Source organism: Cystobacter fuscus DSM 2262 (assembly GCF_000335475.2).
Classification (GTDB): Bacteria; Myxococcota; Myxococcia; order Myxococcales; family Myxococcaceae; genus Cystobacter; species Cystobacter fuscus.
In genome coordinates this window covers 572,289-584,955 of record NZ_ANAH02000001.1, presented here as the reverse complement: position 1 = coordinate 584,955, position 12,667 = coordinate 572,289, and the positions used below count along the sequence as shown (strand labels likewise).

13 protein-coding genes are annotated in these 12,667 nt (G+C 68.4%); 7 read left to right on the top strand and 6 right to left on the bottom strand.

What is annotated here, in order from left to right:
* Positions 1-3 precede the first annotated feature (3 nt).
* Positions 4-1,185, bottom strand: coding sequence for a trans-sulfuration enzyme family protein (locus tag D187_RS02230; RefSeq protein ID WP_002623128.1), 1,182 nt, complete (start codon positions 1,183-1,185; stop codon positions 4-6).
* The gene (locus tag D187_RS02225; protein ID WP_155893116.1) at positions 1,182-2,789 is read right to left on the bottom strand and encodes a B12-binding domain/radical SAM domain-containing protein; all 1,608 of its coding nucleotides are present in this window, start codon (positions 2,787-2,789) and stop codon (positions 1,182-1,184) included. Before D187_RS02225 ends, D187_RS02230 begins: the two co-directional genes overlap by 4 nt.
* A gap of 413 nt (positions 2,790-3,202) precedes the next feature.
* Between D187_RS02225 and D187_RS58640 the strand changes: the two genes are divergently transcribed.
* Entirely contained in the window at positions 3,203-3,331 is a 129-nt protein-coding gene (locus D187_RS58640; RefSeq protein ID WP_002623130.1) for a hypothetical protein, read from the top strand.
* A 322-nt stretch (positions 3,332-3,653) separates the two neighbouring features.
* Here D187_RS58640 and D187_RS02215 read toward each other — a convergent pair whose 3' ends face one another.
* Positions 3,654-4,799 (bottom strand): cyclic nucleotide-binding domain-containing protein, encoded by a 1,146-nt coding sequence (locus tag D187_RS02215; RefSeq protein WP_002623132.1) that lies wholly within the window; start codon positions 4,797-4,799, stop codon positions 3,654-3,656.
* 241 nt (positions 4,800-5,040) lie between these two features.
* A complete protein-coding gene (locus D187_RS02210) occupies positions 5,041-5,898 on the bottom strand; it encodes an SCO family protein (RefSeq protein ID WP_155893115.1) in 858 nt (285 codons plus the stop codon).
* Positions 5,899-6,155: 257 nt separating this feature from the next.
* On the opposite strand from D187_RS02210, the gene D187_RS02205 reads away from it, so the two are divergent.
* Genes D187_RS02205 through D187_RS02195 form a run of 3 tightly spaced genes read left to right on the top strand, consistent with a single transcriptional unit; the run spans position 6,156 to position 8,383 of the window.
* Positions 6,156-6,347, top strand: coding sequence for a microviridin/marinostatin family tricyclic proteinase inhibitor (locus tag D187_RS02205; protein WP_002623134.1), 192 nt, complete (start codon positions 6,156-6,158; stop codon positions 6,345-6,347).
* 36 nt (positions 6,348-6,383) lie between these two features.
* Entirely contained in the window at positions 6,384-7,427 is a 1,044-nt protein-coding gene (locus D187_RS02200) for an MvdC/MvdD family ATP grasp protein (protein ID WP_002623135.1), read from the top strand.
* Positions 7,409-8,383: an MvdC/MvdD family ATP grasp protein gene (locus D187_RS02195; RefSeq protein WP_002623136.1), complete on the top strand. Its 975-nt coding sequence runs from the start codon at positions 7,409-7,411 to the stop codon at positions 8,381-8,383. Before D187_RS02200 ends, D187_RS02195 begins: the two co-directional genes overlap by 19 nt.
* 29 nt (positions 8,384-8,412) lie before the next feature.
* On the opposite strand, the gene D187_RS02190 is transcribed toward D187_RS02195, so the two are convergent.
* Together D187_RS02190 and D187_RS02185 are read right to left on the bottom strand one after the other, a co-directional pair.
* The gene (locus D187_RS02190) at positions 8,413-8,940 is read right to left on the bottom strand and encodes a VOC family protein (protein WP_002623137.1); all 528 of its coding nucleotides are present in this window, start codon (positions 8,938-8,940) and stop codon (positions 8,413-8,415) included.
* A 92-nt stretch (positions 8,941-9,032) separates the two neighbouring features.
* Positions 9,033-9,962: a LysR family transcriptional regulator gene (locus tag D187_RS02185; protein WP_020917732.1), complete on the bottom strand. Its 930-nt coding sequence runs from the start codon at positions 9,960-9,962 to the stop codon at positions 9,033-9,035.
* 124 nt (positions 9,963-10,086) lie between these two features.
* Here D187_RS02185 and D187_RS02180 point away from each other — a divergent pair, with 124 nt between their 5' ends.
* The 3 genes from D187_RS02180 to D187_RS02170 all read left to right on the top strand — a co-directional run bounded on the left by D187_RS02180 (position 10,087) and on the right by D187_RS02170 (position 12,661).
* On the top strand, positions 10,087-11,076 hold the full coding sequence (locus D187_RS02180) for a zinc-binding alcohol dehydrogenase family protein (protein ID WP_002623140.1): 990 nt from the start codon (positions 10,087-10,089) through the stop codon (positions 11,074-11,076).
* 63 nt (positions 11,077-11,139) lie between these two features.
* On the top strand, positions 11,140-11,667 hold the full coding sequence (locus D187_RS02175; RefSeq protein WP_002623142.1) for an ADP-ribosylglycohydrolase family protein: 528 nt from the start codon (positions 11,140-11,142) through the stop codon (positions 11,665-11,667).
* A 148-nt stretch (positions 11,668-11,815) separates the two neighbouring features.
* Positions 11,816-12,661 carry a DUF2381 family protein gene (locus D187_RS02170; protein WP_051256172.1) on the top strand — a complete coding sequence of 282 codons (846 nt, stop codon included), beginning with the start codon at positions 11,816-11,818 and terminating at the stop codon, positions 12,659-12,661.
* The last annotated feature ends 6 nt before the right edge of the window (positions 12,662-12,667 follow it).

Sequence of the window (12,667 nt, the reverse complement as noted above, 5' to 3'; positions counted from 1 at the left end):
TGCCTAGCTCCTGTCGAGTGCCTGCCGCAGATCGGCGAGGATATCCAAGGGATCCTCCAGGCCGAGGTAGATTCTCAAACACGTTCCGCGAGCCGGGGAGCGCGACACGGTCCGCCACTCATTGGCCTCGAAGATGGTCGCCAGACTGAGCGATCCTCCCCAGCCATAACCGATCCGGACCACCCGGAGCCGATCCACCATCGCGTTCACCGTGGGCCGGTCGAGCCCATCGAACGCGATCGTCAGCAGGCTGTTGGCGCCCTGGAAGTCACGCCGCCACACCGCATGTCCTGGTGCCTCCGGCAGGGACGGGTGGAACAGCGCCCGGATGGCTGGATGCCCGGCGAGGCCCTCGAGCACGAGCCGGGTGGTGCGCTCCTGATGGTTCAACCGGAGATCCAACGTCGCCAGCGCCAGGGAGGCACGTGCGCAGGCATCCGGACTGACGTGCAGGCCGAGCAGGGCCGTCTGGTTCTTGATGAGGGCATGCAGGCGCTCCGTCCGCGTGACCACCGCGCCCAGGGACACGCCGGCCGGAGCCGCGTGGTACTTGGTCAGCGAGAGCACCGAGATGTCGACCCCGTGGGCGAACGGCTGGAAGCAGCGCGACGCCGCCCAGGTGTTGTCGAGCACCGTCACGATGCCGTGGCGGGCGGCTGTCTGGCAGAGGGCCGCGACATCCTGCACCTCGAAGGTCATGGAGCCCGGAGACTCCATGAACACCACGCGGGTATTGGGCCTGAGCAGGGGGTCGAGGTCGCTGACGTCCGGTGGGTAGTAGGTGACGGCGACCCCGGCGGTGGCGAGGCACTGATCGATGTACCAGCGCGTCGTGTACGTCACCGTATCGACGATGAGGACGTGGTCGCCCTGCTTCAGCAGCGCCGACAAGGTGGCGACCAGCGCGCTCTGCCCCGAAGGGGCCAGCGCCGCGAAGGTGCCCCCTTCCAGTCCGGCCACGGCCTGGCCGAAGGCCTCGGTGGTCGGTGTTCCCACCCCCCCGTAATAGAAGTTCTCATAGGGGCTTCGCCCCGAGTGGCGGAGCGAGTCCGGATCGATCGGGGCGAGCGACGCCGTGTCGGGAAACAACACCGTGGTCGCGTTGATGGCGGGCAGGACCGGGACCTCGACGCGTCCCACGGGGAACGTGCCGATCTGCGCCGTGCGGGTGGTCTTTTTCGTCACGAGTAGTGTTCCCCCTGGGTGGGCAGGCTGGGCCCCAGCGGCTCCTCGAGGGTGTCGAGCCTCGCGGTCACCTCTCGTACTTCCTCGAGCCGTGGCGGGCCGACATGGGGCAGGGGGTAGCGCACGGAGGCCTCGCCGAAGCGATGGAAACACTCGAGGAAGGGACCCTCGGGAGTTCCCCATTCGATGTACTCGTACCCGGCGCCGCCGTCCTGGCCACAGAGCGGGTGTTGAACCGCCCAGTTCGCGCTGACCGGCGAGGGCATTCCATACATGCCTCGCATCATCCGCAGAGCCTCGAGCAGTTCCAGCCGGCGCTCCTGCGTCTCTCCCAAGCCGAAGAGGATCGCGCAGCCACAATGGATGCCCAGCTCGCCCAGGAACGCCAACGCCCGATGGATGCGTGACAACCAGGGCGCCTGGTGGCGGCCGAGATCCTTGCTCATGCCACCGATGGCCTCGGGGACCAGGGTCTCCACGCCGACGAACACATAGCGCAGGCCCACTCCCGCCAGCCGCGCGAGCTGGGCCCGGCGGGTGAGGATCTGATCGATGGTCAATTGGGCACCGAAGACGATGTCGAGCGGCTCGGACTCCAGCCGATCCACGAACTGATCCACCAGCCGGGGACTGCCCCCCAGGATGACGGAATCCTCCACGAACGCGCTGGCGCCCCGGGCCGGATGATCCTCGGAGATGACCGTCACGGCTTCGGCCAATTGACGGTGGAGCCGCTCACTGGAACTCGCGGCATCCCTCAACCCGCCCGTCACCGAGCTGCGCTCGCTGCAGAACCCACAGTCATAGACACAGCCGCGGCCGGTGTCGCTGAAGGCGTGCGCCGTCACCCGCCCACCGAACACATTGAATCCGGCGACCGCGCCAAACATCCGCGAGGGCGAAGGCATCCGGCTGTAATCCAGACGCGCTCCGGTGCTGGGCAGCACACGCGGGGTGTCCCCATCCAGCGCGCCCGCTATCCAGCTGCCCGGAACCCGGGCGTCGAGCCGCTCCAACACCGAGCACGACAGGTCCGCGCTCCCCTCGGCCTCGGCCGCCGCCACGGCCTCTCCCAGGGCGGCGATGAGGTGCTCGCCGTCTCCCGCCACGACCAGGTCGAACACCCGGGGGAGCCGCCCCGTGGCCATGAGCCGCAGGGGAGAGCTGGGGTGATGGCGCACGTGCTCCGGCATCCGCTCGGAGTGCTTCTCCAGGTACATGGATTCGCTGGGGTGCCGGCCGCCCAGTACCACGACGACCTGTTCTCCGAGGAGCTCCTTGGCCAACGAGGCGCAGGCCACCGCGCCTGGCAGACACAGCGTCATGGCCCCAATCAGCAGGAGGTTGGGCCGCTCTCGCCGCAGCATCTCGGCGAACACGGGCATGTCGTCGAGCGAGTACATCAAGAGGGTCTGGGCGCGGCGCTGGGCGCGCGTCCCGGCCCAATTGCTGCGTGACCAGGCGCTCGATGGATCGAACGTGCGATGCGCCGCGTAGCGGCAGGCATTGAAAAGGCTCGCGGGATCCTGGCTGTTCAGCGCCCGGGAATCCTTCGCGCCCTTGATCCAGTCCGGGGCGGAGACGGCAATGGCTCTCAAAGGCATGAGACGGAACTCCTCCTTGGCTTCAAGGGAAAGGGGGGACGTGCTCACACGGCGGAGTCCGCGGCCACGGCCGGTACCCGGGCTCACGGCGTTCCAACGCACACCGGTGGTGAATCACTCCCGCCCGTCACGGCCGCCCTTGCTCTCCCTCCAGTCGGCCGTGCTTCGCCTTCTCTTGGAAAATGTAACTGGCTGCCATCTTCCGGATGGGAGGTTGTGGCCCAATCTTTACGCCCCAGTCGTATGCGCCACGCTACATGACTCGCCGGTCGCCGCAGCCGCGTGCACGCCATGGGAGAGTCATGACCAGGATTCAGCAGCCGCCCGTCCGTCGTAATTCGACCGGATCAGCTCCCACCACCACGCAGCGGGAGCCCCTTCGCAAGCGCGCCAACTCGATGCCGAGCCCTGGGGTGGCATCCAGCAACGTTGCGCAAGCCGCTGATCTCATCGGCGAGCTGGGCATCCAGCTGCGCGATCTCGAGGCAGGGGTCGCCCAGCAGACCCCCTCCCGCATGCCGGGCTCCTGGCCCGCCCAGTAACTTCGACGGCATTCACGAACCCGTTTCCAGCCCCACCTCCAAGAGCAGGATTGGGCCACGGCGGTCACCCGTTTCCAGGAGGCCGCGCGGCTCGCGCCCCTGTCCGGCGCCCCCTGCTTGCTGATGGTGGGAGAGGAGCTGGACCCTACGCGCAAGATTTACAAGGAGGCCATCCTGGAGCTGCGCAGCCGCCGACATGACGAAGCCCGTTGGCTGCTGATGGCCCTGGAGCTCGGGACTCCCGAGGTCCAGGAGCAAGCCAGGCGCCTTCTGGGGATGCTCCGGGCCTCCGCTTGAGCGAGGGTCGAGGCTCGCTCCCATCTCAGGCGCTCGGAGGTGCCTCTCCGTGCGCCGCGGGCTCCAGGAACAGCTCGGAGGAGTACAGGATGCGCTCGTTGCTCATCCGCGAGAGCGCGTCGCACATTCCGGGCTGATCCATGAGGAACCGGTCGCAGCTTCCCCAGTCCAGTCGCAGCAGCAGGCAGGTCGTCTCCGCGCGCACGGTGGCGGTGGCTGTCAGGCCGAGCATCAGGGAGATCTCCCCGAAGATGTCGCCTTCCTCCATCGTTCGCAGGAGCTTCTCGCCGCCGTCCGGGTGCTGGTGCAGCACCTGGCACCGGCCCCGCAGCAGCAAGTACAGGGCATCCACCGGCTTGCCCTGTTCGAGCAGGGTGGCTCCCTTCGCCCTGGCGCGGAGCTGGAATTCACGGGACAGGGCCGCCCTGCGCTCGGGCGGGAGGATCCGGAAGAGCGGATTGCCACGGAGCACGTCACTCAGCAGGTGCTCGTGGTGATAGGCCCTCAGCATCTCCGCCACGGAGGGGTAGCGCTGGATGATCTGTTCCAGCCGCTCGCGGGACAGTTCCAGGACCGCCGTGCGCTCGAAGGCCTTGACGCTCGCGAGCCTCGGCACGCCGGAGAGGATGGACATCTCCCCGAAGAAGTCGCCCTCGCTCATGAAGGCGACCGTGCGCCGACGCCCCGATTTCAGCGTCCGCACCACCTCCACGCTCCCCTGCACGATGGCGAACATGGAATCGCCCGGCTCGCCTTCCTCGACGATGGTCTCCCCGGCGTGGAATTCCCGCAGTTCCAGCGACTCCATGACCGAGAGGAACTCCTGCTCGCCGAGCCGCGAGAGCAGGGAGATGGGCTGCGAAGTTCCTCCCTCGTTCCAGTCCGTCTCGAGGGATGGCTCCCGCTCCATGGGCATCTGCACGGAGGGCCCCGGCGGAGCCAGGGGCTCCACCTTCCGGGCATCCAACTCCGCGAGCAGTCGCCTCGTCGGCTCATGAGCCGGCTCGAGCCGGAGGATGACCTTGCACAAGGCGATGGCGCGTGTCAGCCATCCCCGCTGGGCCCACGCCTCCGCCAGGTACTCGTAATCCAAGAGCACCTCTCCCGGCTGCTCGCTGGAAGGGAGTTGAACGGCCTCATCATGCAGCTCGCGCGACGTGTCGGACGACATGTTTCCCCCTGACATGTTTTTCCCCTCGAACAGGGCATTCCGTGTCAACAGGCCCTGACAACCGACACAGTGCTCGCTCCCCCCGCTTCGTGTCTGTGACCCAGTTCACAGCCCCGGCGAAAGTGCCGCCATCCCCTGGCCGGTCGGCGCGCATCCGGCTGCTCTGTTCAGTGGACGACATCGCCGTGGAATCACGGCGCCTGCCCCGCGGCCCGCCAGACACGCGCCGAGGCCAGGCCCATCAAGCGCCATTCCCCGACGCGGACCGTTGGCGCGCGTTCCTGCGAATCAGCACCGCCAGGGTCGCGGCCATGCCGATTCCCACCAACCACCACATCCGCAGGAAGCCGAAGACGTAGAAGCCGTAGCGCCGCGTCGCTGGATCGTACTTGAAGCACGAGAGCATGACCCGCTCGAGCGTGATTCCCGCCTTGCCTTGAGCGGCCTCGTTGATGGCCAGGCGCATGTCCATGGCGGGGAAGTCGACGCCGTAGAGATAGCGGCTGACCGTCCCTTGCGGCGACAGGACCATCACCACCGCCGCGTGTGCGTACTGGTCGGTGGATTTGTCATACGCGTAGCCAAAGCCCACCGCGTCCGCCACCTTCTTCACCTGCTCCTGCGTGCCGGTGAGGAACCGCCACGGGGCCTGCCCGGGCTGACCCAACTGCTGGAGGTAGCGCGCCCGCCACTTCGAGGCCTCCTCGGGCGTGTCACTCGGGTCGATGGAGAGGGTGATCGAATGGTAGTCCTTGCCCAGCTCGAGCTGGGTCTCGCTCAAGCTCTTGACGAGGCCCTTGAGCACCAGACTGCATAGCTGGGGGCAACGGAAGTAGGCCAGGGAGAGCACCGTGGGCCGATCCGGGGACATCATTTGCCGGAGCGTGACGCGCTGACCGCTCTCATCGATGAGCTCCGTGTCCAATGGGATGGGCGCTCCCAGCTTCTCGTCCACCCGGATCGCCTCGAGCGCCGAGGGCGGCGTGTTCAGCGCGGGCTCCGAGTGGGTCGGAGGACCAAACGCCTCGGCGCGTCTCGCGAGCAACAGCAGGAAGGCCAGGGCGAACAAGGTGGAAGCGGGGCGGGATCGGCTCGACAAGACGGGCTCCACGAGGAGGGGGGAGGCAACTTCCCGCTCATGGTACAAGTCGTCGCGCTTCGTGGTCCGTCGCCCCGTGCCCCTCCAGTAGCGAGCCTTTTCCGAGTCATCGGCGGCCGGGCGCAATGGTGCGCACGGCTCCACCTCCAGCGGACGGGCGAAGGGGCCGCGCCCGTGGCTCGTCCTCCGTGACATTTCACCGCCCCGCACTCTGACTCCAGTGACCACCTGCTCAACGGGTGGCATGGAGGTTGGTCATGAAGAAGGACAAACAGGAATCATCCCAGCAGAAGGGCAAGAGGCCGTTCTTCGCTCGCCTGCTGGAGGCCCAGGAACTCGAGAAGGCCGCCGGTGGCGCTCCGCTGCAGACCCTGAAGTACCCCTCGGACTCGGACGACGACGGGTCCATCACCAGGAAGTGGCCCTCGGATTGGGACGACTCCTACTGAAACCCCATCGCCCTCTCCGAGGGCTCCCCGACGCCCATGCTCTCCGCTCGCGACACCGTCTTGCTCCTCACCCACAGCGACGACTACTACACGGTCGACCGGATCGCGCAGGAGGTGTCGCGGCGGGGAGCACGGGCCCTGCGCCTCGACACGGAGACCTTCCCGGCGGAACTGGAGCTGACGTCGGCGCTGGCGGGCGACGGGGACGAGGTGTCCCTTCGCACGGCCGGAGGCGAGGTGCGCGGCGAGCAGATCCGCTCGGTGTGGCTGCGCCGGCTGCTGCCACCTCGGCCCGATGCGGCGCTGGAGCCTGGCTGGCGCGAGGGCTGCCTGCGTGAGTCCCAGGCCGCGCTCCAGGGCTTTCTCGATGGGCTGGAGGCGGCGGGCTGCCGCTTCGTCAACCCGTTCCACGCCGACAGGGCTGCCCAGGACAAGCTGCACCAACTCCGGCGGGCCCGCGCGCTGGGGTTGGAGGTACCTCGCACCCTGGTGACCAACGACGCGGCCCGGGTGCGCGCCTTCTTCGCGCACGTCCACGGCCACATGGTGGCCAAGATGCTGACGCCCCTGAGTCACTCCATGCGCGGCGGGCAACCCTTCGTCTACACGAGCGCCATCGGCCCCGAGGATCTGGAGGAACTCGAGGGACTGCACCACTGCCCCATGGTGTTCCAGGAGCGCCTCGACAAGCTCCGCGAGCTGCGTGTGGCCGTGGTGGGCGGACACTGCTTCGTCGGCGCCATCGATGCCTCGCGCTCGGTGACGGGACAGGTGGACTGGAGACGGGCCGGGCCGGACGAGTGCCCCTGGGAGCGCGGTGAGTTGCCGGTGGAGGTGGCCACCCGGCTGGTGCGCCTGGTCGCCGACCTGGGGCTCGTGTACGGCGCCGCGGACTTCATCGTCACACCCGAGGGACGGCACGTCTTCCTCGAGGTCAACCCCGCGGGTGAGTGGGGAATGCTCGAGCATGAGCTGGACCTGCCCATCGCCGCCGCCTTCGCCGAGGTGCTCACCGCGGAGGGCGGCTCGTGCCCGACTCGCCCCTTTTCTCAGGAGCGCCCATGGCTGTTCTCATCGTGACGCACACCCGGGACAACGAAGCCGTTCGTGCGGTCACCCACTCCCTGGAGGCGCGCGGCGAGCGCGTGTACCGGTTCGACACGGACCTGTTCCCCACGCACCTCCAGCTCTCGCTCGACGAGGCGGCCAGGGGGCGGCTCTCCGGACCGGAGGGGGTGCTCGAACTGGCCGAGGTCTCCTCCGTCTGGTATCGCCGCAACGCGACGGCTCAGCACCTTCCCCTGGACATGGAGCCGCAGCTGCGCCGGCCCTCGATGGAGGAGAGCCGGCGCCTGCTGTACGGCATGCTGGCGGCGCTCGACGTCTTCCAGCTGGATGCGGTGGAGCGGGTGCGGCGGGCGGGGCACAAGCCGCTGCAACTCGCGCTGGCCCGTGGCCTGGGAATGGAGGTGCCCCGCACGCTGATGACCAACGACCCGGAGGCGGTGCGGGCCTTCGCGGCGGGCTGCCCGGGCGGTGTGGTGACGAAGATGATGTCTTCCTTCGCTGTCTACGACGCCCAGGGCGAGGAGCAGGTGGTCTTCACCACGCCGCTGAGCGCGCAGGCGCTGGAGGACCTGGAGGGGCTGGATCTGTGTCCGATGACCTTCCAGGAGCGCCTGGCCAAGGCGCTGGAGTTGCGGGTGACGGTGGTGGGAGACCGGGTGATGGCGGCGGCCATCGACTCGCAGGCGCTGCCCAGGGCTCGCGAGGACTGGCGCCGGGAGGGCGTGGCGCTCCTCGCCGCGTGGCAGCCCTACACACTGCCCGAGCCAGTGCACACCCGCGTGCTGAAGCTGATGGACGCGCTGGGGCTCAACTATGGCGCGTTCGACTTCATCGTCACCCCCGAGGGACGCCACGTCTTCCTCGAGGTGAACCCCTCGGGCGAGTTCATGTGGCTCACGCGCTACCCGGGGCTGCCCATCGCCGAGGCGCTGGCGGACGTCCTCTCGGGACGAGGCGTGCGCCGGTAGGCGCTACACGCCGCCGCTCCCACCGCGGGCTACTTTCCCTTGCCCAGGGTCGAGTCCGGGCGCTTGAACGTGCGGCTCATGTGACCCGCACCTTCCTGGTCTCCACGCGCGAAGCCCCAGGAGTAACCGCCCGGTGGATTGGAGAGGATTTCCCAGGAGTTGTCGTCCATGTCCCAGAAGTAGAAGCAATAGGTCCCGTGCTGGACGACCGGCTTCGTGATCTTCTTCAGGCCCCACTTCTCCGCGTCGCGCTTCACCACCTCGTAGGCGTCGTCGACGGCGGCCTCGTTCTCGACGTCGAGCCCATTGTGGTTGAGGAAGGGCATCTCCTCCTTCGCGCGAGGCGGACCCTGCACGATCACGATGATCTGATCGCCGCCGAGCCGGGCCCAGAACGATTTGTCCGACATCTGGACGGTCTCGAAGCCGAGGAACTCCTTGAAGAATCGCCGCGTGCGCTGGATGTCTCGGCACTCCAGCGTCGCGTGGCTGTAGAACTTGAGCTTGAGCGTGGGCTCGACCTTGTCCTCTGGCTCGCGATCGATCTTGGTGTCCATGTTCGAGGAAGATACAGGAACTCGGACATGGCGCAGAAGGTGCTCGCCTCCCCCCCGAGAGGGTGCTCGTGGCTCCCGGGGGAGTGGCGGTCTTACGAGGTTCGCCCCTCGGCAACGCCGTCTCGGAAGGTCTTTTCCACCATCTCGACGAAGCGGCGCACCTTGGCCGGGACGTAGGGCGCGGGCGCATAGATGGCGAACACCCCGCGCGCCACCGGCATGAAGCGCTCGAGGACGGCCTCGAGCCGTCCGGCCGCGAGGTCCTCCTCGACGAGGTAGCGGGGCAGATCGGCGAGCCCGAGGCCCGCGAGCGCGGCCTGTCGCAGGGCGTGGGTGTTGTTGACGTGCAACCGGCCCGAGACGCGAATGGGCGTGGTGTGCTCGGCGTCCTGCGTGGCGCGCAGGTGCCACGTCTCCACGGGCTGACCCGCGACGAACACGATGCATTCATGGTTCGACAGCTCGCCAGGCCGGCGGGGGCGGCCCGCTCGGGCGAGGTAGTCGGGGCTGGCGCAGAGCACGCGCCGGTCATCACCGAGCCTGCGAGCCACGAAGGCAGGCGGCGGCTGGGCCGTCATGCGGATGGCCACGTCGACGCCCTCCTCGATGAGATCGATCCTGCGATCCGAGAACTCGACGTGGACCTTCACGGCCGGATGTGCCCGCTGGAAGGCGAGCACCACCGGCATCACCTGGACCTGGCCGAGCACCGTCGGCGCGGTGATGCGCAGCGTGCCGTGCGGGGTGTCCTGGACGCTCTCCGCCTCGCGCTCGACGGATTCGATGGACTCCAGGATGGAGCGGGCCCGCTCGCAGTAGCGCGCACCGGCCTCGGTGAGCTGCATGCGGCGCGTGGTGCGCTGCAGCAGCCTTATCCCGAGCCGGGCTTCGAGCCGCGAGACCTGCTTGCTCACCGCTGAAGACGTCATGCCCAGCTTCGCCGCGGCGGCGCTGAGCGAGCCCGCGTCGACGACGGCGACCAGGATGGACATTCCGGTGATGGCCTCGCGGTGCTCCAGCATTCGTGAATCCCCGGCAAGAGTGCTCGTCCTGGGGAAGCCTTTTTCATTTGCCAGGAACAACGCAAGTTCCGGGTCATCGAGGCGCCGGCCTCGGTTTCCACCTTCTTCCGAGGAGAGCGCCACCATGGCCCCCACCCAGACCCAGAAAGCCCTCGTCGTCAGCCCCACCGATACGAGCCGGTTCGAGTTCGTGGAGCGAGAAGTCCCCCAGCCCGGCCCGTATGATCTCCTGGTCGAGGTCAAGGCCGTCTCCGTCAATCCCGTCGACACCAAGGTGCGCGCGAAGCGGCCGGGCAAGAGCCTCGGCTGGGATGCCTCGGGCGTCGTCGTCGCTCGGGGCTCGGAGGTGAAGCGCTTCCGCGAGGGCGACGAGGTCTTCTACGCCGGTGACCTCACCCGGGAGGGCACGAACGCGTCGCTGCACGTGGTGGACGAGCGCATCGTCGGCCACAAGCCGCGCAAGCTGGACCACCTCCACGCCGCGAGCATCCCCCTCACGGCGCTCACGGCCTGGGAGGGTCTGTACGAGCAGCTCCGGGTCGAGCAGGGCAAGACCCTCCTCGTCATCGGCGCGGCCGGCGGCGTCGGCTCGCTCGTCGTGCAACTGGCGAAGCGGCTGACGAAGATGACCGTCATCGGCACGGCCTCGCGCGACACCACCCGGGACTGGGTGAAGAAGATGGGCGCGGACCACGTGGTGAACCACCGCGAGAACCTACCCGCCCAGCTCTCGGCGCTCGGCCTGAAGAACGTGGACGCCATCTTCTGCTGCGTCGGCACGGATGCGCACTTCGAGACGATGGCGGAGCTGATCGCGCCAGGAGGACGCATCGTGTCCATCGTGGAGCCCGAGCAACCGCTGCCGATGGGGAAGCTCTTCGGCAAGAGGGCGAGCTTCTCGTGGGAGCTCATGTTCACGAAGTCGATGTACAAGACGCCGGACATGGCCAGCCAGCAGGCCATCCTCGACCGAGTGGCCGACTTGTTGGACGAGGGCGTGCTCACCTCGACCCTGACGGTGGACGCGGGCGTGCTGGAGCCCGCCGCGCTCGCCGAGGCGCACCGGACCGTCTCCTCCGGCAAGATGGTGGGCAAGCTCGCCTTCCGCTTGTAGACGAGCACGTAGAGGAAGCATGAGGACCCTGGAGAGGGTGGGGTGCTGGGGTAAAGAGGGGACATGACCTCTCCCTCCTCCACCGATGGCGCCGAGCGGTTCGCCACGGAGCTGGAGCGCTGCGTCGCCGAGGCCCGGCTGTCGGCCCAGGTGACGCACTTCCACCCCGAGGGCCAGGCGGGCGCCATCACCATCGCCGTGGCGGCGGCCTGGGCGCACCGCTGGCGAGAGCAGCGCGGGCCCGCGCGAGAGCTCTTCGACGCCGTGCTCGAGCACACTCCACCCGGGGAGACACGCGAGGGCTTGGAGAAGGCCCGGCAGTGGCCGCTCGAGGCCACTCCCACGTCCGCGGCGCGCGCCCTGGGCAGTGGCCGGCGCGTGCTCGCCCAGGACACCGTGCCCTTCTGCGTGTGGTGCACGGCCCGGCACCTGGAGGACTACGAGGCGGCGCTCTGGAGCACGGTGGCCGGACAGGGAGATTGCGATACCACCTGCGCCATCGTGGGGTCCCTCGTCGCGCTGAGCGCGGGCCGCGAGTCCATTCCCCGCGCGTGGCTCGAGGCGCGTGAGCGCCTCCAGCGCACGGTGTGACGAGTTCAACGAGTTCTTCGACACCTTCTGCGGGCGGGAACGCCACAGGGGTGCATCAATGCCCCCCCCCGCGCTTTCGGCTCTGGCGCTGCACCACATTTGCTAGGGTAGACTCCGGAGGTACTACACTCTGGCACGACTCCTACCGTTGCTTCCACTCGCTCTCTTCTTGATGGGGAGCGCTGCGGCCGCGCAACAGCCCCAGCCTCCGGCCCGCGAGCGTCAGGAGCGACAAGTCGTCGTCCCCAGCAGCCCTGACGAGCCGGTGCCGGAGGTGAAGGTGGCGGCCGGCATCGCTACCACCCTCGTCTTCAATGCGCCCATCGACAGGGTCTCGGTAGAGGTAGAGGGGCAGCGGACGCGCTTCCGGTTGGTGGACGTGGGCGAGCGCACCCTCTTTCTCGAGCCTCTCGTTCCCCCAGGGGACGGAGAGCGGCTGGGCGTGCGGGTGCGCTACAAGGACGGCGTCTCCCCCGCCTTCGCCGTCTTCGCGCTCGTCTCCCACCCCACGGTGGTGGACACCCGGGTGGACGTTGCACGCATGCAACGCTCCCTGGATGTGCTGGAGGTGGAACTCGCCCAGTGCGAAGCCGGCGGGCCCGCCAGCCTGGTGCTGTCGGGGCGGTTGGAGCGAAAGGGCGTCCGAGCGCGGCCCATCTCCATCGCTCCGAGCTCCCAAGTCCAAGCTGGCATGAAGCTGGAGGACGGCACTGGGTACCGGGCAGGCACCTGGGCGCTGGCCGCCGTCCGGGTGCACAACCTGCCCGGACAGCAGCCGTGGACGCCCGGGGAGGCTCGGCTCACCAGGGCGGACGGGACTCCAGTAAGGGGGGGCTCCGTCCGCATGGACAGGCCGCAGCTCGCCCCAGGAGACGTCGGCTTGGTGGTGGCGGAGACGGAGGTGCCCTACTGGGCGGCCGGGGAGGTGCTCCACCTCGAGCTGCGAGAAAAGGGCGGCGGGCGGCACCTTGTCATTGGCGCAGTGGAACTCTAGGAAGGC

Coding starts and splice junctions, on each gene's coding strand:
- D187_RS02225 (WP_155893116.1), bottom strand. CDS start 2,789: ATGCCTTTGAGAGCCATTGCCGTCTCCGCCCCGGACTGGATCAAGGGC.
- D187_RS02215 (WP_002623132.1), bottom strand. CDS start 4,799: ATGTCGTCCGACACGTCGCGCGAGCTGCATGATGAGGCCGTTCAACTC.
- D187_RS02205 (WP_002623134.1), top strand. CDS start 6,156: ATGAAGAAGGACAAACAGGAATCATCCCAGCAGAAGGGCAAGAGGCCG.
- D187_RS02200 (WP_002623135.1), top strand. CDS start 6,384: ATGCTCTCCGCTCGCGACACCGTCTTGCTCCTCACCCACAGCGACGAC.
- D187_RS02195 (WP_002623136.1), top strand. CDS start 7,409: ATGGCTGTTCTCATCGTGACGCACACCCGGGACAACGAAGCCGTTCGT.
- D187_RS02190 (WP_002623137.1), bottom strand. CDS start 8,940: ATGGACACCAAGATCGATCGCGAGCCAGAGGACAAGGTCGAGCCCACG.
- D187_RS02185 (WP_020917732.1), bottom strand. CDS start 9,962: ATGCTGGAGCACCGCGAGGCCATCACCGGAATGTCCATCCTGGTCGCC.
- D187_RS02180 (WP_002623140.1), top strand. CDS start 10,087: ATGGCCCCCACCCAGACCCAGAAAGCCCTCGTCGTCAGCCCCACCGAT.
- D187_RS02175 (WP_002623142.1), top strand. CDS start 11,140: ATGACCTCTCCCTCCTCCACCGATGGCGCCGAGCGGTTCGCCACGGAG.